This is a genomic window from Rahnella sp. BIGb0236 (genome assembly GCF_004364755.1).
GTDB lineage: Bacteria > Pseudomonadota > Gammaproteobacteria > Enterobacterales > Enterobacteriaceae > Rahnella > Rahnella victoriana.
Genome location: NZ_SOAO01000017.1, coordinates 25,242 through 51,612, shown reverse-complemented (window position 1 = coordinate 51,612; position 26,371 = coordinate 25,242). Strand labels below are relative to the sequence as shown.

24 protein-coding genes are annotated in these 26,371 nt (G+C 54.9%); 15 read left to right on the top strand and 9 right to left on the bottom strand.

What is annotated here, in order from left to right; all coding sequences use genetic code 11:
• The first annotated feature begins 17 nt into the window (after nt 1-17).
• The 10 genes from livH (at nt 18) to ugpQ (ending at nt 10,285) form a co-directional block, all read left to right on the top strand.
• On the top strand, nt 18-944 hold the full coding sequence (gene livH / locus EDF78_RS23220; protein WP_095924234.1) for a high-affinity branched-chain amino acid ABC transporter permease LivH: 927 nt from the start codon (nt 18-20) through the stop codon (nt 942-944).
• Nucleotides 941-2,230 carry a high-affinity branched-chain amino acid ABC transporter permease LivM gene (locus tag EDF78_RS23215; protein ID WP_095924235.1) on the top strand — a complete coding sequence of 430 codons (1,290 nt, stop codon included), beginning with the start codon at nt 941-943 and terminating at the stop codon, nt 2,228-2,230. The genes livH and EDF78_RS23215 overlap by 4 nt, the downstream gene beginning before the upstream one ends.
• Nucleotides 2,227-2,997, top strand: a complete 771-nt coding sequence (livG, locus tag EDF78_RS23210; protein ID WP_133823987.1) for a high-affinity branched-chain amino acid ABC transporter ATP-binding protein LivG — start codon at nt 2,227-2,229, stop codon at nt 2,995-2,997. Before EDF78_RS23215 ends, livG begins: the two co-directional genes overlap by 4 nt.
• A 13-nt stretch (nt 2,998-3,010) precedes the next feature.
• Nucleotides 3,011-3,712, top strand: coding sequence for a high-affinity branched-chain amino acid ABC transporter ATP-binding protein LivF (gene livF / locus EDF78_RS23205; protein ID WP_095924236.1), 702 nt, complete (start codon nt 3,011-3,013; stop codon nt 3,710-3,712).
• Nucleotides 3,713-3,843: 131 nt separating this feature from the next.
• Nucleotides 3,844-5,031, top strand: coding sequence for a PLP-dependent aminotransferase family protein (locus EDF78_RS23200; RefSeq protein WP_119825618.1), 1,188 nt, complete (start codon nt 3,844-3,846; stop codon nt 5,029-5,031).
• Nucleotides 5,032-5,252: 221 nt separating this feature from the next.
• Nucleotides 5,253-6,566 (top strand): sn-glycerol-3-phosphate ABC transporter substrate-binding protein UgpB, encoded by a 1,314-nt coding sequence (gene ugpB / locus EDF78_RS23195; RefSeq protein WP_112291887.1) that lies wholly within the window; start codon nt 5,253-5,255, stop codon nt 6,564-6,566.
• Between the two features lie 167 nt (nt 6,567-6,733).
• Nucleotides 6,734-7,621, top strand: coding sequence for a sn-glycerol-3-phosphate ABC transporter permease UgpA (gene ugpA / locus EDF78_RS23190; RefSeq protein WP_095924239.1), 888 nt, complete (start codon nt 6,734-6,736; stop codon nt 7,619-7,621).
• Nucleotides 7,618-8,463: a sn-glycerol-3-phosphate ABC transporter permease UgpE gene (ugpE, locus tag EDF78_RS23185; RefSeq protein WP_095924240.1), complete on the top strand. Its 846-nt coding sequence runs from the start codon at nt 7,618-7,620 to the stop codon at nt 8,461-8,463. The genes ugpA and ugpE overlap by 4 nt, the downstream gene beginning before the upstream one ends.
• 5 nt (nt 8,464-8,468) lie before the next feature.
• Nucleotides 8,469-9,542, top strand: a complete 1,074-nt coding sequence (locus EDF78_RS23180) for a sn-glycerol-3-phosphate import ATP-binding protein UgpC (RefSeq protein ID WP_119825622.1) — start codon at nt 8,469-8,471, stop codon at nt 9,540-9,542.
• A 2-nt stretch (nt 9,543-9,544) separates the two neighbouring features.
• On the top strand, nt 9,545-10,285 hold the full coding sequence (gene ugpQ, locus EDF78_RS23175) for a glycerophosphodiester phosphodiesterase (RefSeq protein WP_133823986.1): 741 nt from the start codon (nt 9,545-9,547) through the stop codon (nt 10,283-10,285).
• Nucleotides 10,286-10,319: 34 nt separating this feature from the next.
• On the opposite strand, the gene EDF78_RS23170 is transcribed toward ugpQ, so the two are convergent.
• From EDF78_RS23170 to EDF78_RS23160, 3 genes are all read right to left on the bottom strand, one after another.
• Complete coding sequence (locus EDF78_RS23170) at nt 10,320-10,862, bottom strand: hypothetical protein (protein WP_133823985.1); 543 nt, start codon at nt 10,860-10,862, stop codon at nt 10,320-10,322.
• The gene (locus tag EDF78_RS23165; protein WP_133823984.1) at nt 10,859-11,716 is read right to left on the bottom strand and encodes a hypothetical protein; all 858 of its coding nucleotides are present in this window, start codon (nt 11,714-11,716) and stop codon (nt 10,859-10,861) included. Before EDF78_RS23165 ends, EDF78_RS23170 begins: the two co-directional genes overlap by 4 nt.
• A gap of 174 nt (nt 11,717-11,890) precedes the next feature.
• The gene (locus EDF78_RS23160; RefSeq protein ID WP_133823983.1) at nt 11,891-12,187 is read right to left on the bottom strand and encodes a DUF2756 domain-containing protein; all 297 of its coding nucleotides are present in this window, start codon (nt 12,185-12,187) and stop codon (nt 11,891-11,893) included.
• A gap of 213 nt (nt 12,188-12,400) precedes the next feature.
• On the opposite strand from EDF78_RS23160, the gene EDF78_RS23155 reads away from it, so the two are divergent.
• Entirely contained in the window at nt 12,401-13,300 is a 900-nt protein-coding gene (locus EDF78_RS23155; RefSeq protein WP_095924244.1) for a carboxylate/amino acid/amine transporter, read from the top strand.
• Here the strand turns inward: EDF78_RS23155 and metR are convergent.
• A complete protein-coding gene (metR, locus tag EDF78_RS23150) occupies nt 13,206-14,141 on the bottom strand; it encodes an HTH-type transcriptional regulator MetR (RefSeq protein WP_095924245.1) in 936 nt (311 codons plus the stop codon). The genes EDF78_RS23155 and metR overlap by 95 nt on opposite strands.
• Before the next feature lie 104 nt (nt 14,142-14,245).
• Between metR and metE the strand changes: the two genes are divergently transcribed.
• From metE to EDF78_RS23135, 3 genes are all read left to right on the top strand, one after another.
• Nucleotides 14,246-16,525: a 5-methyltetrahydropteroyltriglutamate--homocysteine S-methyltransferase gene (gene metE, locus EDF78_RS23145; protein WP_133823982.1), complete on the top strand. Its 2,280-nt coding sequence runs from the start codon at nt 14,246-14,248 to the stop codon at nt 16,523-16,525.
• 235 nt (nt 16,526-16,760) lie between these two features.
• Nucleotides 16,761-17,525, top strand: coding sequence for an SDR family oxidoreductase (locus tag EDF78_RS23140; RefSeq protein WP_131694078.1), 765 nt, complete (start codon nt 16,761-16,763; stop codon nt 17,523-17,525).
• A 144-nt stretch (nt 17,526-17,669) separates the two neighbouring features.
• Nucleotides 17,670-18,533: an AraC family transcriptional regulator gene (locus EDF78_RS23135; protein ID WP_133823981.1), complete on the top strand. Its 864-nt coding sequence runs from the start codon at nt 17,670-17,672 to the stop codon at nt 18,531-18,533.
• A 3-nt stretch (nt 18,534-18,536) separates the two neighbouring features.
• Here EDF78_RS23135 and EDF78_RS23130 read toward each other — a convergent pair whose 3' ends face one another.
• Genes EDF78_RS23130 through EDF78_RS23110 form a run of 5 tightly spaced genes read right to left on the bottom strand, consistent with a single transcriptional unit; the run spans nt 18,537 to nt 23,511 of the window.
• Nucleotides 18,537-18,881: a PTS fructose-like transporter subunit IIB gene (locus EDF78_RS23130; protein WP_095924256.1), complete on the bottom strand. Its 345-nt coding sequence runs from the start codon at nt 18,879-18,881 to the stop codon at nt 18,537-18,539.
• Nucleotides 18,882-18,904: 23 nt separating this feature from the next.
• Entirely contained in the window at nt 18,905-19,792 is an 888-nt protein-coding gene (locus EDF78_RS23125; RefSeq protein WP_133823980.1) for a [formate-C-acetyltransferase]-activating enzyme, read from the bottom strand.
• On the bottom strand, nt 19,758-22,055 hold the full coding sequence (locus EDF78_RS23120) for a formate C-acetyltransferase (RefSeq protein ID WP_133823979.1): 2,298 nt from the start codon (nt 22,053-22,055) through the stop codon (nt 19,758-19,760). The genes EDF78_RS23125 and EDF78_RS23120 overlap by 35 nt, the downstream gene beginning before the upstream one ends.
• 16 nt (nt 22,056-22,071) lie before the next feature.
• Nucleotides 22,072-22,401: a PTS fructose-like transporter subunit IIB gene (locus tag EDF78_RS23115; RefSeq protein WP_095924259.1), complete on the bottom strand. Its 330-nt coding sequence runs from the start codon at nt 22,399-22,401 to the stop codon at nt 22,072-22,074.
• Between the two features lie 30 nt (nt 22,402-22,431).
• On the bottom strand, nt 22,432-23,511 hold the full coding sequence (locus tag EDF78_RS23110; protein WP_095924260.1) for a PTS fructose transporter subunit EIIC: 1,080 nt from the start codon (nt 23,509-23,511) through the stop codon (nt 22,432-22,434).
• Between the two features lie 349 nt (nt 23,512-23,860).
• Here EDF78_RS23110 and ptsP point away from each other — a divergent pair, with 349 nt between their 5' ends.
• Entirely contained in the window at nt 23,861-26,365 is a 2,505-nt protein-coding gene (gene ptsP, locus EDF78_RS23105; RefSeq protein WP_133823978.1) for a phosphoenolpyruvate--protein phosphotransferase, read from the top strand.
• Nucleotides 26,366-26,371: the final 6 nt, after the last annotated feature.

Genomic DNA, 26,371 nt, shown 5'->3' with positions numbered 1-26,371 from the left:
ATTAATAAGGATAGGGTATGTCAGAGCAGTTCCTCTATTTCATTCAGCAGATGTTCAACGGTGTCACGTTGGGCAGCACTTATGCGCTGATCGCCATTGGTTACACCATGGTTTACGGCATTATCGGCATGATCAACTTCGCCCACGGTGAGGTGTATATGATCGGCAGTTATGTCTCTTTTATCGTAATCGCCGCTCTGATGATGATGGGTATCGACGCCAGCTGGTTGCTGATCGGTGCCGGTTTTATCGCCGCGATTGTGATTTCCAGTGCCTACGGCTGGAGCATTGAACGCGTGGCGTATAAGCCGGTGCGTAACTCCAAACGACTGATTGCACTGATTTCCGCCATCGGGATGTCAATTTTTCTGCAAAACTACGTCAGCCTCACGCAAGGCTCACGCGATCTCGCTTTACCAAGCCTCGTCACCGGCCAGTGGAAACTGGGCGAAGCCAACGGCTTTGCGGCGACCATCAGCACCATGCAGTTAATCATCTGGATCGTCACGTTTGTCGCGATGCTGGCGCTGACCCTGTTCATCCGTTATTCGCGTATGGGTCGTGCCTGCCGCGCCTGTGCGGAAGATCTGAAAATGGCCAGCCTGCTGGGGATCAGCACTGACCGCGTAATTTCCCTGACCTTCGTGATTGGCGCGTTAATGGCGGCCGTCGCGGGCGTTCTGCTCGGTCAGTTCTATGGCGTGATCAACCCGTACATCGGCTTTATGGCCGGCATGAAAGCTTTCACCGCTGCGGTTCTCGGCGGCATTGGCAGTATTCCGGGCGCGATGATCGGCGGCCTGATTTTGGGCGTGGCCGAAGCGCTGACCTCGGCGTATCTGAGCACTGAATATAAAGACGTGGTGTCCTTCGCATTACTGATCGTGGTGCTGCTGGTGCTGCCGACCGGTATTCTTGGCCGTCCGGAGGTTGAGAAAGTATGAAGCGCCTGAATCTGTTAAATGCGCTGGTTTCCGCTTTCGTCCTGCTGGTGCTGGCGGCGTTCATCATGGGCCTGCAACTGGGCCTTGATGGCACAAAACTGGTGGTCAACGGCGCGGGTCAGGTTCGCTGGACGTGGATTGCCATCGGCTGCGCCATCGTCTTCGTGTTCCAGTTATTCCGTCCGATGGTCAGCAGCGGCCTGAAAAAAGTCTCGGGGCCGGGCTGGGTGTTGCCAAGCTTTGATGGCTCGACGCCGAAACAAAAACTGCTGGCGCTGGTGCTGATTATCGCTGCCATTGCCTGGCCGTTTATCGTCTCGCGCGGCACGGTGGATATCGCCACGCTGACCCTGATCTACATCATGCTCGGCCTCGGTCTGAACGTGGTGGTCGGGCTGTCCGGCCTGCTGGTACTGGGTTACGGCGGCTTTTACGCCATCGGCGCTTACACTTACGCGCTGCTCAATCACTATTACGGCATCGGATTCTGGGAAGCCTTGCCGCTGGCCGGACTGGTGTCAGCAGCCTTTGGTTTCCTGCTCGGATTCCCGGTGCTGCGGTTGCGCGGAGATTATCTGGCGATTGTGACGCTCGGATTCGGCGAAATCGTCCGTATCCTGCTGCTCAATAATACCGAACTGACCGGCGGGCCGAACGGCATCAGCCAGATCCCGAAACCGACGCTGTTCGGGCTGGAGTTCAGCCGGACGCCACGCGACGGCGGCTGGGATACCTTCAGCAACTTCTTCCATGTTGCCTATGACCCGAGTGACCGCATTATCTTCCTGTACATGGTGGCGCTGCTGCTGGTGATCGCCACCTTGTTCATCATCAACCGTCTGTTGCGGATGCCGCTGGGCCGCGCGTGGGAAGCGTTGCGTGAGGATGAAATTGCCTGCCGTTCGCTGGGGCTGAACCCGACCCGCATCAAACTGACTGCGTTCACCATCAGCGCCGCATTTGCCGGTTTCGCCGGTACGCTGTTCGCCGCGCGTCAGGGCTTTGTCAGCCCGGAATCCTTCACCTTTGCGGAATCTGCCTTCGTGCTGGCTATCGTGGTACTCGGCGGAATGGGCTCGCAGTTTGCGGTCATTCTGGCGGCGATTCTGCTGGTGGTTTCCCGCGAGCTGATGCGTGATCTCAACGAATACAGCATGTTACTGCTCGGTGCGTTAATGGTGCTGATGATGATCTGGCGTCCGCAGGGCTTGCTGCCGATGAAACGTGTTCATCTCAAACTGAAGCTTTCGAAGAAACAAATCGCGGATCAGGGGGAACAGGCATGAGCACGCAACCTCTGTTAGCGGTTGAAGGTCTGATGATGCGTTTTGGCGGCCTGCTGGCGGTCAACAACGTGGCGCTGAACCTCAACCAGGGCGAAATTGTTTCGCTGATCGGCCCGAACGGTGCCGGTAAAACCACGGTATTTAACTGCCTGACCGGTTTCTACAAACCGAGCGGCGGCACCATTAAGCTGCGTGATCAGCATCTGGAAGGGTTGCCGGGGCAGAAAATTGCCCGCATGGGCGTGGTGCGTACTTTCCAGCACGTGCGACTGTTTCGTGAAATGACGGTGATTGAAAACCTGCTGGTTGCCCAGCATCAGCACCTGAAAAGCGGCGTACTGGCGGGGCTGTTCAAAACGCCGGGTTTCCGTCGCGCCGAAACCGATGCGCTGGATCGCGCTGCCGACTGGCTGGAACGTGTCGGATTACTTGAACTGGCCAACCGTCAGGCGGGCAATCTGGCCTACGGCCAGCAACGCCGTCTGGAAATCGTCCGCTGCATGGTCACGCGGCCGGAAATCCTGATGCTCGATGAACCGGCTGCCGGTCTTAACCCGCGTGAAACCGAAGAGCTGAACCAGCTGATTGCGGAATTGCGTAACCAGCACAACGTGTCGGTGCTGCTGATTGAGCACGACATGAAACTGGTGATGGGCATTTCTGACCGCATCTACGTGGTGAATCAGGGCACGCCGCTGGCACAAGGCACACCGGCTGAAATTCGTAATAATCCTGACGTGATCCGCGCCTATTTAGGCGAAGGTTAAGGGACAGAACAAGATGTTGTCATTCAATCAGGTATCCGCCCATTACGGCAAAATTCAGGCGCTGCATGAAGTCAGTCTGAGTATTAACAAAGGCGAAATCGTCACGCTGATCGGCGCGAACGGCGCGGGTAAAACCACGCTGCTCGGCAGTTTATGTGGCGAACCGCGTGCCTCCCACGGCGCGATCATTTTCGAAGGGCAGGACATCACGCAGTGGCAGACCGCCAAAATCATGCGCGGCGATATCGCGATTGTGCCGGAAGGCCGTCGGGTGTTTTCCCGCATGACGGTGGAAGAGAATCTGGCGATGGGCGGATTCTTTGCCACCCGCGATCAGTTTCATGCCCGGCTGGAGCGCGTGTTTACGCTGTTCCCGCGCCTGAAAGAGCGTCGCGTTCAGCGTTCCGGCACCATGTCCGGCGGTGAGCAACAGATGCTGGCAATCGGCCGTGCGCTGATGAGCCAGCCGCGTCTGCTGCTGCTCGATGAGCCGTCGCTGGGGCTGGCACCGATCATCATCCAGCAGATTTTCGACACCATCCAGCAGTTGCGTGAAGAAGGGATGACCATCTTCCTGGTCGAGCAAAACGCCAATCAGGCGCTGAAACTCGCCGATCGCGGTTATGTGCTGGAGAACGGTCATGTGGTACTGGAAGATACCGGCGCGGCCTTGCTGGCGAACGAAGCGGTGCGTGCGGCCTATCTCGGCGCATAAAGTGGCTTCACATTTTAAAAATCTGTGATAAATCTGGTAAACCGCACGGCAAGCGCTTTGCGGTTTTTATTTTGTCTATAAATTAACATCTCTTACATTCGTATAACTTTGCACATCATCAGGAACATGTCATGAACACAGAAGGTTTACTCGCCGCCCGTATGGTCAGGCTCAAAAGTTCAGCCATCCGGGAATTGCTGAAACACAGCAAGATGGAAGGCGTTATTTCGCTGGCGGGTGGTATTCCTTCTTCGGCGCTTTTTGATTTCGACGGTCTGCGTGAAGCCACCCAACTGGCGATTACCGAACAACCGGAACACGCATTCCAGTATGGTCTGACCGAAGGCAGTTATACGCTGCGTGAGCGTATTGCTGAGCTTTGTCAGCAACGTGGCGTGGTCGCAAGCCCGGACGATATCGTGGTCACCGCAGGCTCCCAGCAGGCGCTGGATCTGGTGATGCGCGCCGTGGTGAACCCGGATGACATTTTCGTGGTGGAACGCCCGACCTATCTGGCGGCGTTACAGACGCTGGAACTGGCTGAAGCCAAACTGCTGTCCGTCGGTTCTGACGGCGACGGCATGATTGTCGACGAACTGGCGGAACTGCTGAAAACGCAGAAAATCAAAGGTGTGTATCTGGTGCCCACGTTCGGCAACCCGAGCGGTGTGACCCTGAGCCGCGCCCGTCGTGAGCAACTGGTGAAACTGGCGGCAGAGCATGAATTCCTGATCGTCGAAGATGACCCGTACGGCGAACTGCGATTCACCGATGAACGCCAGCCGACGCTGTTCGAGCTGTCGAAGGCGCTGTTCGGTCACGCGGAGAACATCATCTACACCTCGACGTTCTCCAAAATTCTGGCACCGGGCCTGCGTCTGGGCTGGGTAATTATGCCTGACTGGTTGCTGCATAAAGTCGCCATCATCAAACAGGCTGCGGATCTGCACGCCAGCGCGCTGTCGCAGACTATCGCGGAATACTATCTCGGTCTGGGTCGTCTGCCGAAGCAGATCGAAACCATCCGTGCGGCGTACAAAAAGAAATGTCAGATCATGGCCGGACTGCTGGAAAGCGAACTGGGCGATGTGCTGACCTTTGAATACCCGAAAGGCGGTATGTTCCTGTGGGCGCGCTTCCGCGAACCGCGTAACTGCGCGGAGTGGATGAAAAAGACGCTGGAGCAGGGCGTGGTGTTTGTGCCGGGCGAATTTTTCTACGCCGATAACCCTGACCACTCGACCTTCCGTCTCTCCTTCGCCACCGCGACGGAAGAACAAATGCACGAGGCGGTCGCCCGTCTGAAACGCGCACTGTAATTCCTCTTTTTCGTCTTCCCTGAGGCGCATCGTTAACCCGATGCGCCTTATTTTTTGCCATCTGTTCGTCACCTGCACTTCATGCTGCTGTCACTTCATTGTCATTTAACGGTTATTTTTCTGTCATTTAGCCGTGTCATTTTACCAGCGATTAAAAACGTTTCTTAACATCCATTATTTCTCTGCACTTGCAGCACACCAGCAGAATTCAGGAGACAGGCATGTTCATCAACCTCAAAAAAACGGTCATCGGCACCGCGCTGACGCTGGCTTTCAGCGCCAATGCATTCGCTGTGACAGAAATTCCTTTCTGGCACTCAATGGACGGCGAATTAGGCAAAGAAGTGAACTCGCTGGCCGACCGTTTTAACCAGACGCACCCTGATGTCAAAATCGTGCCTGTCTATAAAGGCAAATACGACGAAAGTCTGGCGGCCGGTATCGCGGCATACCGTACCGGTAATGCTCCGGCGATTTTGCAGGTTTACGAAGTGGGCACCGCGACCATGATGGCCAGCAAAGCCATCAAACCGGTTTACGAAGTGTTCAGCGATGCAGGCATTAAAGAAGACGTTTCTCAGTTTGTGCCGACCGTTTCCGGTTATTACTCCGATTCCAAAGGCCGTCTGCTGTCGCAGCCTTTCAACAGCTCCACGCCGGTGCTGTATTACAACAAAGATGCCTTTAAGAAAGCCGGTCTTAACCCGGATCAGCCGCCAAAAACCTGGCAGGACATGGCCGCGTATACCGAGAAACTGCGTGAAGCGGGCATGAAATGTGGTTACGCCAGTGGCTGGCAGGGTTGGATCCAGATTGAGAATTTCAGCGCCTGGCACGGTCTGCCAATCGCCACCAAAAACAACGGTTTCGATGGCACCGATGCGGTACTGGAATTCAACAAACCCGAGCAAATCAAGCACATTCAGATGCTGGAAGACATGAACAAAAAAGGTGATTTCACCTATTTTGGTCGTAAAGATGAATCCACTGCCAAGTTTTACAACGGCGATTGTGCGATGACCACCGCGTCTTCCGGTTCGCTGGCGGATATCCGTCAGTATTCCAAATTCAACTACGGCGTGGGCATGATGCCTTACGACGCGGACATCAAAGGCGCGCCACAAAACGCCATCATCGGCGGTGCAAGCCTGTGGGTGATGAACGGCAAAGACAAAGACACCTACAAAGGCGTTGCCGAATTCCTGCAATTCCTGACCACGCCGGAAATCGCCGCCGAATGGCATCAGAAAACCGGTTATCTGCCGGTCACCACGGCGGCGTATGAGCTGACCAAAAAAGACGGCTTCTACGAGAAAAACCCGGGTTCTGACGTTGCTACCCGCCAGATGCTGAACAAGCCACCGTTACCGTTCACCAAAGGTCTGCGTCTGGGCAACATGCCGCAGATCCGTACCATCGTGGATGAAGAACTGGAAAGCGTGTGGAGCGGCAAGAAAACGGCTAAAGAAGCGTTAGACACTGCAGTACAGCGCGGGAATTTGTTACTCCGTCGCTTCGAAGCTTCTACTAAGTAAGTCGGCTACTGCGCTTTGCCAGTCTGGGATTGGGCAGTGCTCGCTCTCCTCATGGACTTTGTGTCCACTCCGGGAGCTGTGCGCTGTCCGCACCCAGTCTGGCTTCGCTCGCTACGCCTCATCCGGAGTAGCCTGCCTTTTGTCATCGCATTAACGAGTAAACCATCATGAGTTCACACCGTCCCGGTTTTGGTTGCAGCTGGTTGCCCTACGCGCTGGTGTTGCCGCAGCTGTTAATCACCGCGATATTTTTCCTGTGGCCTGCCGGTCAGGCGCTGTGGTATTCGGTGCAGACGCTGGATCCGTTCGGCTTATCCAGCGAGTTTGCCGGTCTGACGAACTTCACGCAGCTGTTTCAGGATCCGTACTATCTCGACTCTTTCTACACCACGCTGAAATTCAGCTTTATGGTGGCCTTTATCGGGCTGGCGGTTTCGCTGTTCTTCGCGGCGCTGGTCGATCATGTGGTACGCGGCAGCCGGATTTATCAGACGCTGATGATCTTGCCTTACGCCGTTGCGCCTGCGGTGGCCGCCGTCTTGTGGATGTTCCTGTTCAGCCCAGGTCTGGGCCTGATCACCCATTTCTTAGGCTCGATGGGCTACAACTGGAACCACGCGCAAAACAGCGGTCAGGCGATGTTCCTGGTGGTGCTGGCGTCGGTCTGGAAGCAAATCAGCTACAACTTCCTGTTCTTTTTGGCGGCGTTACAGTCGATCCCCAAATCGCTGGTGGAAGCGGCGGCTATCGACGGGGCAGGCCCGGTACGCCGTTTCTTCCATCTGGTGCTGCCGCTGATTTCACCGGTGAGCTTCTTCCTGCTGGTGGTCAATCTGGTGTACGCCTTCTTTGATACCTTCCCGGTGATTGATGCCGCGACAGCCGGTGGCCCGGTGCAGGCGACCACCACGCTTATCTACAAAGTGTATCGCGAAGGTTTTGCCGGTCTGGACCTGTCCAGTTCCGCCGCGCAGTCCGTGATCCTGATGATGCTGGTGATCGGCCTGACGTTCATTCAGTTCCGTTTCGTCGAACGTAAGGTGCGTTACCAATGATTGAAAACCGCAGAGGGCTGGATATCTTCAGCCACATCATGCTGCTGCTCGGCGTGCTGGTGATTTTATTCCCGCTGTACGTCGCGTTTGTGGCGGCTTCGCTGGATAACACACAGATTTTTGATGTGCCGATGACGCTGATCCCCGGCACGCATTTGTGGGAAAACATCAGCACCATCTGGACGCAGGGCGCAGGCAACAACAGCCCGGCGTTCGGACGCCTGCTGATCAACAGTTTCATCATGGCGATGGTGATCACCGTCGGTAAGATTTCTGTGTCGATGCTCTCGGCCTTCGCGATTGTCTATTTCCGTTTTCCGCTGCGTAACCTGTTCTTCTGGCTGATTTTTATGACGCTGATGCTGCCGGTGGAAGTGCGTATTTTCCCAACCGTACAGGTGATTGCCAATCTGCATATGCTCGACAGCTACACCGGCCTGACGCTGCCGCTGATGGCCTCGGCCACCGCCACCTTCCTGTTCCGCCAGTTCTTTATGACTCTGCCGGATGAACTGCTGGAAGCGGCGCGTATCGACGGCGCGGGCGCGATGCGCTTCTTTTGGGACATCGTCCTGCCGCTGTCGAAAACCAACCTCGCGGCGCTGTTCGTCATCACCTTCATTTATGGCTGGAACCAATATTTGTGGCCGATCCTGATCACCAGCGATGCCTCAATGGGCACGGCGGTGGCGGGGATTAAAAGCATGATTTCCTCCGGTGACGGTTCGACCCAATGGAATCAGGTGATGGCGGCCATGATCCTGACCTTATTGCCACCGCTGGCGGTGGTGCTCCTGATGCAGCGCTGGTTTGTGCGCGGTCTGGTAGACAGTGAGAAGTAACTGAAATGGCAAATTTGAAATTACAGGCAGTGACCAAATCCTACGACGGCAAAAATCAGATCATTCAAAGTATCGATCTGGACGTCGCCGACGGCGAATTCATCGTGATGGTCGGGCCTTCCGGCTGCGGTAAATCGACCCTGTTGCGGATGGTGGCGGGGCTGGAACGTACCACGTCCGGCGATATCTATATCAACGACCAGCGCGTCACCGAGCTGGAACCGAAAGACCGTGGCATCGCGATGGTGTTTCAGAACTACGCGCTGTATCCGCACATGACCGTGTTCGACAACATGGCATATGGCCTGAAAATTCGTGGCTTCGGTAAGGCGCAGATCCTCGCCCGCGTCGAAGAAGCGGCGCGTATTCTGGAACTCGGCCCGCTGCTCAAACGCAAGCCCCGCGAGCTTTCCGGCGGTCAGCGTCAGCGCGTGGCGATGGGGCGCGCCATCGTGCGTGAACCGGCGGTATTCCTGTTCGATGAACCGCTTTCCAACCTCGACGCCAAACTGCGCGTGCAGATGCGCCTCGAGCTGCAACAACTGCACCGTCGTCTGCGCACCACCAGTTTGTACGTCACGCACGATCAGGTCGAGGCCATGACGCTGGCCGAGCGGGTGATCGTGATGAACAAAGGCATCGCCGAGCAGATCGGGACGCCGTCGGAGGTCTACCGCCGTCCGGCCAGCCTGTTTGTCGCCAGTTTTATCGGTTCTCCGGCCATGAATCTGTTGCCCGGTCAGCTGACCACTGACGGTACGTCGCTGGTGATGGAAGACGGATTTGAGCTGACGTTGCCGGTTCCCCGTCCGGAATGGGGCGGTCGTGAGCTGACGGTCGGTATCCGCCCGGAACATATTCATCTGACTGATGACACACAAAATGGCATCCCGATGGTGCTGAATACGCTGGAACTGCTGGGGGCGGATAATCTGGCGCACGGCAGGCTGGCGGGCAGCGGCGTGGTGGTGCGTTTATCGCATGAAGTGTTCCCGACAGCCGGATCGCTGTTGCGCTTGGATTTCCCGGCGAAAGCGTTACACTTTTTCGATACTCACAGCGGATTACGGATGGAATGAACATGAAAGCCTGGCCCTATCCACGCATTGTGGCACACCGTGGCGGCGGCGCACTGGCGCCGGAGAATACGCTCGCAGCCATCGACACGGGCGCAAAATACGGTCACACCATGATCGAATTTGACGCCAAACTGGCACAGGGCGGGGAAATCTTCCTGCTGCATGACGACACGCTGCAACGCACCAGCAACGGCTGGGGTGTCGCCGGGGATTTGACGTGGGAAAAACTTCAGCAACTCGACGCCGGTGACTGGTTCGGTACTGCATTTAAAGGCGAGAAACTGCCGCTGCTGGCGCAGGTGGCAGAGCGTTGCGCCCGTCATCACATGATGGTGAATATCGAGATCAAACCGACCACCGGCCTGGATGAGAAAACCGGCACCGACGTCGCGCTGGCCGCCCGTGAATTATGGAAAGACCAGGCGATTCCGCCGCTGCTTTCCTCGTTTGAATTCGACGCGCTGATGGCCGCCAAAAAAGCCGCCCCGGAATTGCCACGCGGTCTGCTGATCGACGAATGGCGCGAAGACTGGAAAGCGCTGACCGACGAACTGGAATGCGTTTCGCTGCATCTCAATCATAAATTGCTCAACGCGGAACGCGTCCGGGCAATTAAAGACGCCGGGCTGCATATTCTGGTGTACACGGTGAACAATCCGGCGCGCGCCCGCGAATTGCTGGGCTGGGGCGTGGACTGTATTTGTACCGATAAGATTGATGTGATCGGGCCGGATTTCGTGTAATTAAAAACGGGCGCGGTCATCTCGCCCGTCAATTTTATTTCTGTGCTTTTTCTCGCCATTTACGGAACGGATCTTCATAAACCGTTGCAGGTGTATTTTCCTCAGGCTGATCTCTGGGTCTGACCATAATCGGCAAATTCCTTTTTACGCATTCATTGGCATCTTTGACATAAAGTGTCGGACCCCGCATGGTGTCTTTCCAGCAGTGTCCGTAACCTTTTTGCTCCAGCGTGCTAATAAAGCCAATCGGGTAGATGATTGCCAGAAACATGCAAGCGAGAGATAAATAACATGCAGGTATAAGTATTTTTCTTCCTTTTTTAATGGAAATAACCCCCCTCAGACCTGCATAGGGAACACCAAGGGCACATATGAAACATACAGGAGCCCCACCCATGACCATAAATGCTAAAGTATCAACGGATACGATGTCAGGGTAGGATAAGTTATCAATAATTTGCTCTTTAAAAATTGAGGGGAGCAGATAACAAATCCAGATAAATATCGGAGAGACAGCGATAGCACTCCATCTCTGTTCTTTTGTAAAAACAACAAATTCTATTTTTTTGTTTTTCATAAGCGTTTAAACAATAACTGACTGTCTCTGCCCAATGTTTCTGAAATCTGAGGTGTGTTCTTTTGCATTTCAGCTATTTTAATAATGATCGCCTCAGTGATCCCCAGTTTCTCATCAATATATTCAAGCGAATAGGTTAAGGCTATACTTGCAATAACAACGACACAAAGAGCGCCGCCTAATGTAAAACCTGCTATGCCCATTAATACTGTGGCCGCAACTTTCATCGCTGCAGCGGCTACGATCACTTTTGCCACATCGCTGGCCACTTTTCCTAAAAATTCCTCTGTAGATGACACGTCACGGAAAATATACTCCAATGTCCGATAAGCCAGACCGACATAAATACAAAATTTCATACCGGAGATGATATTATTGTTGATCCCTTTTTGTCCGATGCCGATATTGACGATCTGCATATTGGTGAGTTTATAGTTTGTGCCCATCAATATTCGCCTGACCCCAGCGTAGCCGGTAATTTTAACCATTTGCTGGCCGTTTCTGGCTTTGTAGATGTGGGCCTGTACGCCAAAGCCTTTGAGTTCCCATATTATTTTTGTAATCGATATTCCGTCTCTGGTATTCCCGGCATAGGTGGCTGTATAGCCCAGACTATCCAGATTACGCTCTGAAATATCATAACCTCCTACCGGGGTCAGTTCTTTCAGAATAGCATATGCCTCGTCCTGAGTCAGAAACATAATATAGTGAACGTTCTCACTAACATTTTTTATTAATAGTTCCCGAAAATCACTTTCTGGCCGGTTTATTTCCAGCGGCAGGAAAGATGAAGGAGGGTCCAGTTGATCAAAACTGTTTTGTAAAAAATATCGCCGCTCTCGTCTCTCCGACATAGTTAATCGTTCCATAAAATGTTACGCGGAATATTCTATTCTCAGGGGTTCATCCAAAAAAAACGAGAGGGTGATCATATAAACGCAGCAAAAGTCCCCCCGAAGAAAAATAATGTCCTTCTTCTGTGGGGGATATTTATATCGTGAATGAATTAATTATATTTATTGGGTTAGCTACTGATTCAATTTCTGATTCAGCGTCTGGTTATTTTGCTGGATCTGCAAACGCTGCTGATTGCTCTGGATTTGCGACTTCAGCTTGAGTTGTTGCTGTTGCTGACTGTTACGCAGATCCTGCTCCTGCTGACGTTTCTGCATCTGCTGATTGTTTTGCTGTTGCTGCTGCATACGCTGTTGCGACGGGTTGGTCAGCAGCGGATCGTTAGGATTCGGTACCTTTTCGGCGGCGCTGGCGGTTTGCACGGCAAACAGCAATGGCAGCGCGGCGAGCATTCCATATAAACATTTCATCAGGTCATCCTCCATTTACAGTCATCGTTTAAGTGTATGCCATCCCGGCGGCGGGCGTGTCATTTGAGCGCACGATTCCCTCAAAGCGTGGCGTGGCTCTCGTTTGCTCTATAATTGAACAGACGTCAACCACCTTCACCCGTCGCGGTTTCCCTCATTCCGTTACAATCGTGCATCTTTCACACTTTTCACTGACAAACAGGGCGAACTGCCGTGCCTTTACTTATTATCACCACCATTTTGTGGGCCTTCTCCTTCAGCCTGATCGGCGTCTATCTGGCCGGACAGGTCGACAGCGTGTTTTCCGTACTGGTCCGTTTAGGGCTGGCGGCGCTGGTCTTTCTGCCTTTCCTGCGCTGGAAAGGCCATCAGCTCACCACCATTTTGCTGTATATGGCGGTCGGGGCGATGCAGCTGGGGATCATGTATCTCATCAGCTTCGAGGCGTATCTCTATCTGTCGGTACCGGAATTCCTGCTGTTCACGGTGATGACGCCGCTGTATGTCACGCTGATTTATGACCTGATCAGTGGCCGCAAAATCCGCATTGGCTATGCGCTCAGCGCACTGCTGGCGGTGGCCGGGGCAGCGATTATCCGTTACGACCATATCAGCGAACACTTCATCATTGGCTTGCTGCTGGTGCAGGCGGCGAATATCTGTTTTGCCATCGGGCAGGTGGGCTACAAACGACTGATGGAAACCCGGCCGATGCCGCAGCACACGGCGTTTTCCTGGTTCTATCTTGGCGCGCTGCTGTGTGCCGTTGTGGCGTGGTTCCTGTGGGGCAATCCGCAGAAACTGCCGACCACGAATTTACAGTGGGGCATTCTGGTGTGGCTGGGGATCGGCGCTTCCGGGCTGGGATATTTCATGTGGAACTACGGGGCGACGCAGGTTGATGCGGGAACGCTGGGGATTATGAATAACTTTCACGTCCCGGCCGGGCTGCTGGTGAATCTGGCGATCTGGCAACAGCAGCCGCACTGGCCGAGCTTTATCATCGGTGCGGCCGTGATTATGTCCTCACTGTGGGTACACCGGCGTTGGGTCGTGCCGCGTCGCGAACAAACGGCAGATGATCGCACGCGTGCTGCCGCGCCGAACGAATAAAGGCTTCGGTCACCGGCTGACGCTGTTCGCCGTCACGCACGGCAGCGTACAGGCGGCTCCATAAGCCATCGCCCAGGGTTTTGGTCACCACCAGACCCTGGCGCTCAAAACTCTCTACGACCCAGTGCGGTAACGCCGCAATACCCATTCTCGCCGACACCATCTGAATCAATAACAACGTGTTATCGACACTTTTCAGTGACGGGCTGACCCCTGCCGGTTGCAGAAAATGACGCCAGATATCCAGACGCTGACGCTGTACCGGATAAATCATCAGCGTTTCTGTGCTGAGGTCTTCCGGCGTGATCACCGTTTTGGCCGCCAGCGGATGATCCGGAGCCAGCACCAGACGCACTTCAAAATCGAACATCGGCGAGTAATGCAAACCGCTGCGCGGCAGGATGTCGGAGGTTAATACGATGTCCAGCTCGCCCTGTTGCAGCGCGGGCTGCGGGTCGAAGGTCACGCCGGATTTGAAATCCATCATCACCTGCGGCCAGTTCTGATGGAAGTTATCCAGCGCGGGCGTCAGCCACTGAATACAGCTGTGACATTCAATCGCGATGCGCAGTGAAGTCTGGTGCGGCTCGTTGCAGGCCTGTAACGCCTGCTGGATTTGCGGCAGCACCTGTTCAGCCAGATTCAGCATGATTTCGCCCTGCGGGGTAAAACGCAAAGGCTGACTTTTTCGCACGAACAACCTGAAACCGAGGCGTTGCTCAAGGTCACTGAACTGGTGCGACAGGGCCGATTGTGTCTGATGAAGCTGCGAGGCGGCTGCGGCCAGTGACCCGGTGTTGCGCAGTGCTTGCAACGTTCGCAGGTGTTTCAGTTCGATCATGAGAGTCCTTCACTGTGTCATGAATAATTTGCGCTTGTGGAATATACAGTACCTGCGGATTATGGATGTGTAAACATCTGGATGGCTAAACAGGAATTAAAAAGATGACGATACTGAATCACACTCTGGGTTTTCCACGCGTTGGTCTGCGTCGTGAACTTAAAAAAGCACAAGAAAGCTACTGGGCAGGCAATTCCACTCATGAAGAACTGCTGGCGACCGGACGTGAACTGCGCGCCCGTCACTGGAAGCAACAGGCTGAAGCAGGCGTGGATTTGGTGCCGGTGGGCGATTTCGCCTGGTACGATCACGTACTCACCACCAGCCTGTTACTGGGAAACGTGCCCGCACGTCACCAGAATGCCGACGGCTCTGTTGATCTCGATACCTTATTCCGTCTTGGCCGTGGCCGCGCACCGACCGGTAAATCGGCTGCCGCTGCGGAAATGACAAAATGGTTTAACACCAACTATCACTATATGGTGCCGGAGTTTGTCAAAGGGCAGAAATTCAAACTGAGCTGGACACAACTGCTGGAAGAAGTGGACGAAGCGCTGGCGCTTGGCCACAAAGTAAAACCGGTTCTGCTGGGGCCGCTGACCTATCTGTGGCTCGGCAAAGTGAAAGGCGAACAGTTTGACCGTCTTTCCCTGCTCAACGACATTCTGCCGGTCTACCAGCAGGTGCTGGCTGAACTGGCAAAACGTGACATCGAATGGGTGCAGATTGATGAACCGGCTCTGGTGCTGGAACTGCCGCAGGAATGGCTGGATGCGTATAAACCGGCTTATACCGCGCTGGAACAGAGCAAAACCAAACTGCTGCTGACCACTTATTTCGACAGCATCGGGCATAACCTCGACACTATCCGTCAGTTGCCGGTACAGGGGCTGCACATTGACGCCGTCGCCGGTCGCGATGACCTGCAAAGCGTCATGAGTAAACTGCCTGAAGACTGGCTGATTTCGCTGGGTGTCATCAATGGCCGTAATGTCTGGCGCGCCGATCTGAGCACCTGGTTTGACCGCCTGAAACCGCTGGTGGCGGGGCGCAATATCTGGATCGGCAGCTCCTGTTCGCTGCTGCACAGCCCGATCGACTTAAGCGTCGAAAGCCGTCTGGATGAGGAAGTGAAAAGCTGGTTCGCCTTCGCCCTGCAAAAATGCGCAGAACTGGCATTGCTGACCTCGGCACTGAACAATCCGACCGCTGAAGCGCAGCAAAAACTGGCGGAGTACAGCGCGCCAATCCGCGCCCGCCGTGAATCCGCCCGTGTGAACAATCCGGCGGTCGGTAAACGCGTGGCGGCGATCACTGCCGCAGATATTGAGCGCCCGAATGTTTACACCGAACGCGCCAAAGCGCAGCGCGCCCGTTTCAACCTGCCAGCCTGGCCGACCACCACCATCGGTTCATTCCCGCAAACCACCGAAATCCGTGGCCTGCGTCTGGACTTCAAACAGGGTCGTCTGGACAACACTAAATACCGCACCGGCATCAGCGAACATATTAAGCAAGCCATTAAAGAACAGGAACGTCTGGGTATCGACGTGCTGGTTCACGGCGAAGCTGAACGTAACGACATGGTGGAATACTTCGGCGAACATCTGGACGGCTTTGTGTTCACGCAAAACGGCTGGGTACAAAGCTACGGTTCACGTTGCGTAAAACCGCCGGTGATTATCGGCGACGTCAGCCGTCCGCAGGCCATCACCGTTGAGTGGGCGAAGTACGCGCAGTCGCTGACCGAAAAACCGGTGAAAGGCATGCTGACCGGTCCGCTGACCATTCTCTGCTGGTCCTTCCCGCGTGAAGATGTCAGCCGTGAAACCATCGCCAGACAAATTGCGCTGGCGCTGCGCGACGAAGTGGAAGATCTGGAAAAAGCCGGTATCGGTATTATCCAGATTGATGAACCGGCACTGCGCGAGGGCCTGCCATTGCGCCGGTCTGAGTGGAAGGCGTACCTGCGCTGGGCCGTGGATGCGTTCAAACTCAATGCCGCGATTGCCCGCGATGACACGCAGATCCACACCCACATGTGTTACTGCGAATTCAACGACATCATGGACTCGATTGCCGCGCTGGACGCGGATGTGATCACCATCGAAACCTCACGCTCCGATATGGACCTGCTGGAGTCGTTCAAAGACTTCGAATACCCGAACGAAATCGGACCGGGCGTGTATGACATTCACTCACCGAATGTACCCAGCGTGGAATGGATTGAAGACCTGCTGCGTAAAGCGGCGGATCGTATTCCGGCAGAACGCCTGTGGGTGAACCCGGACTGCGGCCTGAAAACCCGTGGCTGGCCGGAAACCCGCGAGTCGCTGGAAAACATGGTGAAAGCCGCCAGGCGCCTGCGCGCTGAGAAAGCCTGATTTTGCACTGAGTAAAATGACGTTGTGTTGTTGCTGACACGTTTGGGGCACTCCGGTGCCCCTTTTTTCTTGTTCTCATTCGCACTTTGTTACGTCTCTTTCAGCCCGCGTCCGGCGGTGGCTGTGGCGCGATTGCTGTTCTTATCTCCGGCCGGCTTCCACGCGCGGCGCGGTTCTCCGCTAGGCTTAAGACAGGTTTCGCAATCTTAAGCCTCATCAGACAGGGAGAGAAAATATGAACCGATTTAAAGATAAAGTGGTGGTCGTGACCGGTGCAGGTTCGGGCATGGGCGCTGCCTCGGCACGGCGTTTTTCGTCGGAAGGAGCCATTGTGGTGCTGGTCGGCCGGACAAAGGAAAAACTGGAGAAAGTCGCCAAAACCTTAAGCAGTACGCAGTATTACATTCATCTGGCGGATGTTTCGAACCCGCAAGATGTGGAGCGTATGGCAGAAGTGATTGAGGATAAATTCGGCCGCGTTGATGTGCTGGTGAACGGCGCGGGCGTCGTGGTGCAGGGCAAAGTGACGGAGGCCAGCCTCGATGACTGGCAGAAAATCATGGGTATCGATCTCAGCGGTGTTTTCTACTGCACGCGCTTTTTCATGCCCGCGCTGATTAAAAGCAAAGGCAATATCGTCAATATCTCCTCGGTGTCCGGCATGGGCGGCGACTGGGGCATGAGTTTTTACAATGCGGCCAAGGGCGGCGTGACCAACTTTACCCGCGCCATCGCCATGGATCACGGTAAGGACGGCGTGCGCGTTAACGCGGTGTGCCCGTCGCTGACGTTCACCGATATGGCGGCAGACATTAAAGACAATAAGCCGCTGCTGGCAAAATTTGCCGAACGCATCCCGCTGGGGCGTGGCGCAGAGCCGGAAGAAATTGCCGATGTAATTGCCTTTCTCGCCAGTCATGACGCCCGTTTTGTTACCGGGGTAAACCTGCCGGTGGATGGCGGTCTTTCTTCCTCTAACGGCCAGCCTCCGCAGGCGTAATCCCCTGAAACGGGGTGTTTACCGGCGCGTCACTTCTCCGGCGCGCCGGATTTCCCATTCCCTCCCGCAAATTTGCGACTTCCTTTTCAGTCTCCGGCGCAGGTTGGTTATCATAGAAATATTCTGCTGACAGGTGGCGCGACGATGACTGCTTCTCTTTTTCCCCTTTTGTCTCCGGTACTTGAACATCCGGCCGGTATCCGACAGGTGTATTTTGCCGGTGCTCAGCATCCTGTGCCGGAACTGGCTTATCAGGTGGATTTCCCGCGACTGGAACTGATCCTCGACGGGGAGCAGCGGATGAACTGGGAAGATGAGCAGGGGAATAATCAGCCCACCCGGCTGCGGGCGGGCGATGTGTTGTTCGTTCCCGCGAAAGGCTGGAACAGTCCGCAGTGGGAAAAACCGGTGCGGACGCTGAGCCTGTTATTTGGCAAGCAACAGCTGGGTTTCAGCCTGCTTAACTGGGATGGTGCGCAGTTCACCGCCAGCGAAAAAGGCAATGTCGCCAGACGCGGCCCCCGGGTCGGCGCGTTTATGTTGCAGGCGCTAAATGAACTGGCCTGGCACCACAGCGATCAGGCGACGGCGCAGTTTCTGGTGAAAGGCTTACTCAGCCACGCGCTGGATTTGTTCAGTTCTTCCGTACAAACCGCGTCACGCAGTCAGGCGCTGTTTGAGGCTATCCGCCAGTATATTGAGGAACATTATCGCGAGCCGCTGACCCGGGATTCTGTTGCTCAAGCCTTCTATATTTCACCGAATTATCTGTCGCATTTGTTCCAGAAAAGCGGCGGTATCGGGCTGAACGAATACCTGAATTATGTGCGACTTGAGCAGGCGAAGAATTTGCTGAAAGGCTATGACATGAAGGTCAGGGAAGTGGCGCATGCCTGCGGATTTGTCGACAGCAACTATTTTTGCCGCCAGTTCAGGAAAAGTACCGAGCGTTCTCCTTCGGAGTACCGTCGGCAGTACCGCAGTCAGCTTGAAAATATTGAGCCGTAGCCGTTAAGACAACACGATTTTTGTGCCCTGCGGCGAGGTGGCGATTTTTCTAACGGCCGCCATCACTTTTTCCGGTGTGCGCAAAAATGGCTGAATGCCGGTTTGAACACAGCGGCTATGCGTAAACCGCCCGCTGTTTTCCAGCTGGATTTCGGTGATCAGCAGCACAAGATCCGCCTGAGCAATATCACTTTCCGACAGCGCATTTTCCACGCCCAGCGCACCCTGCGTTTCGACTTTCACCTGCCATTTTTCGTGCTGGCACAGTTTTTCCAGCTTTTCTGCCGCCATATACGTATGCGCCACACCGCTGATACAGGCAGTCACGGCAACCAGTTTGAGCGACATATCATTTCCCCTGATTAAAAAATTTATCCACCGAGTGTCACCTTATAGCCGTATTTTTCGGCCATCGCCTGAAACGGTGCAATAGTTGCGGCATCCGGCACAGGGATTTTGTGCATTGAATACGTTTTATCCAGTAACGGGTATTTCGCTTCACCGTATTTATGGAAGGGTAGCAGATGGATTTCATGTAAGTTGAAGGGCTTAAGGAAATCGAGAATGTGTCGCATATTTTCCAGCGTCAGGGTGAAACCGGGGATCAGCGGTAGGCGGGGCAGCAGTTTAACGCCGCGTTGAGCCAGTGCCGTGAAATTTTCCAGCACCCGTGGCTGATTCATATTGAGCACGGATCTCGCCTGAGCGGGATCCATGATTTTGAAGTCATACAGCACCTGATCGCAGTGATCGGTGAGCGACAGCAGATGATCCTGCGGTGCATCGCCCGCCGTTTCGATTGCTGTATGAATCCCTAAATTCTGCAACGCTTTCAGCAACTCACCGGCAAACGCGTGTTGCATCAGCACTTCGCCGCCGGAAAGCGTCACTCCGCCGCCCGATGAGCGGAAAAACACGTCATCTTTCAGCAGTCGCGTCATTAAAGCGGACAGCGGGATGTCTTCGCCGACGTATTCCATCGCACCACTCGGGCATTCGCTGGGATCCTGCAGACAGGTGCGGCAGTTCAGACATTTTGCCTGACGTTTGATGATCTGAATGCGTGGCGACATGGATTCAGGGTTGGCGCACCACGGACAGCGGTGCGGACAGCCTTTGAAGAAAACCAGGGTACGGATACCCTGGCCATCGTTGAGGGAAAAACGCTGGATGTTGAAAATACGTCCCTGTCTTTCCGGCGCATTGATTACCGGAATGCGCAACTCAGAGCTGATGCGCGGTGCGGCCAATGATGTCATCCTGAATCTCCTTTGACAGCTCAACAAAGAACGCGCTGTATCCTGCCACCCTGACGACCAGCCCCGCGAAATCCTGCGGTCGTTTTTGCGCTTCGCGAAGCTGTTCGGCATTCACCACATTGAACTGCACATGTTGCAACTTCAGGCGGGTGAACGCGCCGAGAAAATCGGCCAGTTTATTCAGCCCCTGCTGGCCTTCGAGCGTGGAGGGTGTGAATTTTACATTCAGCAGCGTGCCGTTGGAGAGCAGCATATTGTCGAGTTTGCTGACGGATTTAAGCACCGCTGTCGGCCCCTGATGATCCTGTCCCAGCATCGGCGAAAGGCCGCCGTCCGCCAGTTGCTCACCGGCATAACGACCGTCCGGCGTTGCGCCGACCACCGCACCCAGCGGCACGTGTGCGGAAACCGTATAAGACCCCGGTGTGAACTGACCACCGCGCGGGTTGCGGTACTGCTCGACTTCCTTGCAATAAAACCGCAGCAAATCGGCACTGATCAGATCAACCTCATCAATGTCATTGCCGTATTTTTCAAAGCGGTTAATCAGACGGGCGCGGATGGCGCGACCTTCCTCGCTGGCGAAATTTTCTTTCAGTGAAGCCAGCAGCTCATCAAAGGTCAGGCGTTGCTGATCAAACACCATACCTTTCAGCGCATGCAGGGAATCACTGAGGTTGGCGATGCCAATCCCCTGCACGCCGGAAAAGTTGTAACGCGCGCCGCCTGCGGTGATGTCGCGCCCGCTGTCCAGACAGCCGTCGATGAAAGAAGACAGCAGCGGAACCGGCGCCCAGTCGCGGTGGCCGATATCGCAGATATTGCTGCCCTGCGCCATCAGCCTGACGTAATGGCTGATTTTCTGGCGGATATGTTCCACCAGTTCCGGATAGGTGATCGCCGCGTGGCCTTCGTTTTCATGCAGCGTCAGTTCCATGACTTTCAGCAGGTTAAACATGGCAATATCGTGCAGCCCGTAGGTTTTTCCGGGGATCGACAGCTCGACGCAACCGACCACGGCATAATCCCGCGCATCCTCAAGACGCACGCCGCGATTGAGAAACGCAGGAACCACCACTTCATCATTAAATATCTGCGGAATGCCGGTGCCGAGCCGGATGGTTTCGGCGGTTTTCAGCAGGAACGGACGGTCGATCAGTTCATTGACCCGCACGCCCAGATTGGGCTGTGGCAGGCAAATATTCTGATAAGCGTCCAGACATAAAAATGACAGCACATTAACGGCGCTGCGGCCGGTATCAGTCAGGCCACCGAGTAAAATGGTGTAGCCGGTCGGGAATCCGGCGAAGTAACGCGCGCTGGCGGTCGAGCGCAGCAGCACGATGTCGTTGCATTTCACCCACAGGCTTTCCAGTAACTCTTTCAGAAATGCCGGTGATTCGCCATGTGAAAGGGAATGCTGATAGAAGGGCAGCATGTACTGATCGAAACGGCCGAGCGACAAAGAACTGGCGTTGGATTCGTATTGCAAAATGATGTTCATGTACCAGAACAGCTGACAGGCCTGATAGAAATCCTGCGGTTTGTGAGCGGAAATCTGGCGTGAAACCCCGGCAATACGCGCCAGTTCCTGTTTTCTGGTGTTGTCCTGACAAGTTTCCGCCAGCGATTCTGCCAGCGTGGCGTAGCGTAAAATATGCCGCTGCGCCGCCTGCAGCAAAATCAGGGCTGACTGATAAAACGCATTGTCCGCTGCCTGTTCAACGTGTTGCACAAGCTCCGCCACCAGATTATCCAGACCGGTATTCAGCAGCCGTGGATAATCAATAATGATATGCCCCTGACCTTTGTCAGTCTGGTTGATGCTGAATATCTGCGTTTGGGTGGCGGTTTTCACCTCTTCCGGCATCTGGCTGTTGATGAAATCCTTCATCGAACGCGATTCCCAGTAAGGGAAAAGTTGCTGGCGGTAAATCTGTTTATCCTGCGCCGAAATCGAGAAGCGATCCTGCGGACGGGTGGCAAACCCATCCAGTTCTTTCAACAGCCAGTAAGGATCCATTTCAGGAGAGACTATTCCCGCACGCGGTTTGACCGTGCGGTTACCGGCAATCAGTTCGTCATCCCGCAGGGCAATTTCCACGTTATCCAGAATGTAGGCCGTGGCTTTCGCGCGCCGTAAAAGCGTGGGTTCGCCTTCGGTGCGGCGGTGGCTTTCGGTATACAGCAGGGCACGTTCCAGCGAGATTTCACGCGGGCTGGCGAAAAGTGCGGCTTTCAGACGTTCGGTACGGGAAGTCATCTTGTTCTCCTTGTGATCAATCCGTGACAGCGGCTTTGGCGAGGTGCGCCTCAATTTTTTCCATGATGGCATCCGCACGTTTTACGGCATCGCTGATGGCGACGCGCACCGTCACTTTGCCTTTAAAGCGTTCTTCCTGTTTGATGCCGATATCTTTGGTCAGGATCACGATATCTGCGGCCGCCACATCTTCCGGCGTCAGTTCGTTTTCCAGACCGATTGAACCCTGCGTTTCCACTTTGCATTCCCAGCCTTTGGCTTTTGCGGCGCGTTCAATGGCTTCAGCGGCCATATACGTGTGGGCAACACCGGACGGGCAGGCAGTCACAGCAATAATGTGAGTCATGATGTTTTCCTTCTATTTTTGGCAGAGAAATCAGTTAATTTCGAAGTCCAGATCAAGGTCAGATTCCTGACGTGTTTTCGCCGACTGCTTTTTGGCGGCCAGATATTTAAGTGTGTTGACGCACAGTGCGGTGACAACCATGCCAACCAGCAGCGCGCCGATATACCCCAGTTTTCCCTGCACAACCGGCAGCACAATCAGACCGCCCCAACCGGCGTAGCATTGCGCCCCCACCAGCGCGGCGGTGACCGCTGCACAGGCAGAGCCCATCATGATGGAAGGAATGACCCGCAGCGGGTCGGCGGCAGCGAAAGGAATGGCCCCTTCGGTGACGCCGACGCAGCCCATTAACATCGCGGCTTTGCCTGCTTCACGTTCTTCAGTGGAATAATATTTGCGGCCAATCAGCGTCGCGAAACCCAGCCCGAGCGGCGGGGTGGCAATCGCCACCGCAGCAATCGCGACCACCGTATACACGCCCTGCGCCACGCAGATCAGCATGAAGGCGTAGGCGACTTTATTGACCGGTCCGCCCATGTCGAAAGCCAGCATCAGCCCCATGATAATGGCGAGCACAATGATGCTGCCTTGTTGCATGCCTTGCAGCCAGTGAGTCAGGGAAGCCGTCAGCAACCCGACAGGCTCACCCAGCCCCCACATCATGATCCCCGCCGTCAGCAGGGTGCCGATGATCGGGATCACGAAGATCGGCATCACGGAACGCAGGATCTTCGGCACGCGGATCTTTTTAAGGTAGAACACGATAATCCCACCCAGCAGACCGGCGATGATGGCGCCGAAGAAGCCTGCGCCAAAGGAAGCGCCGACCCAGGCACCGATCGCCGAAGGCGCCAGCGCGGACCGGTCAGAGATGGAATAACCGATGTACGCCGCCAGAAAAGGCACCATCAGGGTTAAACCGGCGACGCCGATATCAAACAGCTTTTTCAGGTTCGGATCGGTGGCGGCATCCGGCACGGCACCTTTGCCATACAGCATCACGGACACCGCCAGCAGAATGCCGCCCGCGACCACGAAAGGGATCATATGGGACACGCCGGTCATCAGATGCTGGCGGGTATTTTTTAGAATATTGAGCAGGTCTTTCATGATGAGCTCCGGTGTCGGGCGAAAAGAACGGAATATCTTTCGAAAAAGCCCCGGATACAGAAAGGCTATCGACCTCAACAATAGGCTGCTGCCGGGGACGCTAATAGTGGACAAAATTGTGTTTTACTGGACTTTTGTAATGTCCGAACAAAAATGCGAGCAGGTTCAAATAACCTGAAACAGTGCGAGGTTTCTGCCCCTGGTGGCGTGTGAGCTGGCTCGCAAAAAACAACAGACATTACATTTATCCAGTGTTTGTCATTTTTGTCTGGTAGCCAGCGGATCCGTCTGACTCTTATTCTGCAAGTAGCCGGTGCATTACACCGGAATTTGGGATGAGGATTCAGAAATGACCAAGAAGTTGAGCTTCACCTGCATGCTGGTTAATGGGGTTCATGCCCGACCGGCCAGTCATATCGAGACGTTGTGTAACGGCTTCGGGTCAACCTTTCAGTGGCACAATGCGCGGTCAGACCGCATTGCCGATGGCAAAAGTGTGCTGTCGCTGATTGGTGCCGATATTCTGCTGGACGATGAATGTCATGTGACGATTGAAGGACATGATGAAGAGGCCGCACATGCGGCACTGGCGCATTTTATTGAACATCAGCTTCCTCATTGCGATGAAGCCCTGCCTGAACTGGATGAAACCGCCGGACTTGAGCCGCTTCCTGAATCTCTGGCGCATCTTTCTCCTCTCCTTTTCCGTGCCCGCTCCGTCAGCGAAGGCTGTGCCGTGGGGAAACTGGTCAGCCTGTCCAGTGTGGATCTCGCCGCACTCACCCGTTTGCCTGAATCTCAGGGCAACGATAAAGAGCAGGGTTTACTGGCCGGCGGGCTGGCCGCGCTGGGAAAATCCCTTGATTTACAACTGATGGCGGGCAGCGGCACGATCACCGCCGTGCTGGAAGCGCACCGTTCCCTGCTGCGTGATAACAGCCTGCGTGAGGCTCTGCTGAACCGCGTGGCGCAAGGCCAAAGCTGTGCGCAAAGCATTGTGGAGACCGCCGCGTATTTCAGTGCGCAACTCGCACAATCCTCCAGTGCCTACTTGCGTGAACGTGAACTGGATATTCGTGATGTCAGCTTCCAGCTGTTGCAGCATATCTATGGCGAAGCGCGCTTCCCTTCGCAGCAGGCACTGAGCGAAGCCAGCATTTGTCTGGCCGATGAACTGACGCCGAGCCAGTTTCTCGAACTGGATAAAAAACACCTGAAAGGGTTGTTGCTCGGCAGCGGGGGGAGTACCTCGCATACGGTGATCCTCGCCCGATCGTTTAATATTCCCGCGCTGGTGGGGGTCGATCCCCGGCCATTGCAGCCGTATTTGCAGCAGGAAGTGCAGATCGACGGCGATCTGGGGCTGATTGCCTGCGCGCTCAGTGAACCGGTGCGCCGTTATTACCGTCAGGAACAGGCGGTACATCAGGCTTTGCGTGAGCAGCAGAGCGAATACCTTGAGAAACCCGGCTACACCGCCGATGGCGTGCGGCTGGAAGTGGCGGCCAATATCGCGCATTCGGTGGAGGCCAGCGCGGCCTTTGCCAACGGCGCGGAAGCCGTCGGGCTGTTCCGTACTGAAATGCTTTATATGGATCGCGTCAGTGCGCCTTCCGAAGATGAACTGTACAACATTTACTGTCAGGCAACGGAAGCCGCCAGGGGTAAAACCATTATTATCCGCACCATGGATATCGGCGGCGATAAACCGGTTCATTATCTGAATATCCCTGCCGAAAATAACCCGTTCCTCGGCTATCGCGCCGTGCGTATCTATCAGGAATTCCTGCCGTTATTCCGCACCCAGTTGCGTTCAATTCTGCGTGCGTCGGCACACGGACCGCTGAAAATCATGATCCCGATGATCTCCTCCATGGAAGAGATTTTATGGGTGAAAGATCAGCTGGCGGAAGCCAAACAGTCGCTGCGCGGTGAGCAGATCCCGTTTGATGAAAAAATTCAGCTGGGGATCATGCTGGAAGTGCCGTCGGTGATGTTCATCATTGATCAGTGCTGCGAAGAGATTGATTTCTTTAGCATCGGCAGTAATGACCTGACGCAGTATCTGCTGGCGGTTGACCGGGATAACGCCAAAGTGACCCGCCATTACAACAGCCTGAATCCGGCATTTCTGCGCGGGCTGGATCACGTCGTGCGTGAAGTGCATCGTCACGGGAAATGGATTGGCTTATGTGGCGAGCTGGGGGCGAAAGGCTCGGTGTTACCGCTGCTGGTCGGGCTGGGGCTGGATGAAATCAGCATGAGTGCGCCGTCCGTGCCGGTCACCAAGGCGCGTCTGGCAAAGCTCGACAGCCGCGAGTGCCGTCTGCTGCTCAACCGCGCGATGCAATGCCGTACCTCGCTGGAAGTGGAACACCTGCTGGCGCAGTTCCGGATGACCGTTAACGACGCGCCGCTGATCACCGCCGAATGCGTGGCGCTGAATGCCGACTGGCGCAGCAAGGAAGAAGTGATTAAAGGCATGGTTGATAACCTGATGCTGGCCGGGCGATGCCGCTATCCGCGCAAGCTCGCCGCCGATGTCTGGGCGCGTGAAGCGGTATTTTCCACCGGGCTGGGATTTGGTTTTGCCATTCCGCACACCAAATCGGAACACATTGAGCAATCGACCATCAGCGTGGCGAAATTACCGCAACCGGTGCAATGGGGCGATGAAGAGGCGCAATTTGTCATCATGCTGACCCTGAATAAACACGCCGCGGGCGACCAGCATATGCGGATTTTCTCAAAGCTGGCGCGGCGGATCATGCATGACAGTTTCCGCGATGCACTGATGCATTCGACCACCGCAGCACAAATAGAAACGCTGCTGAAACAAGAACTGGAACTCTGACAGGAG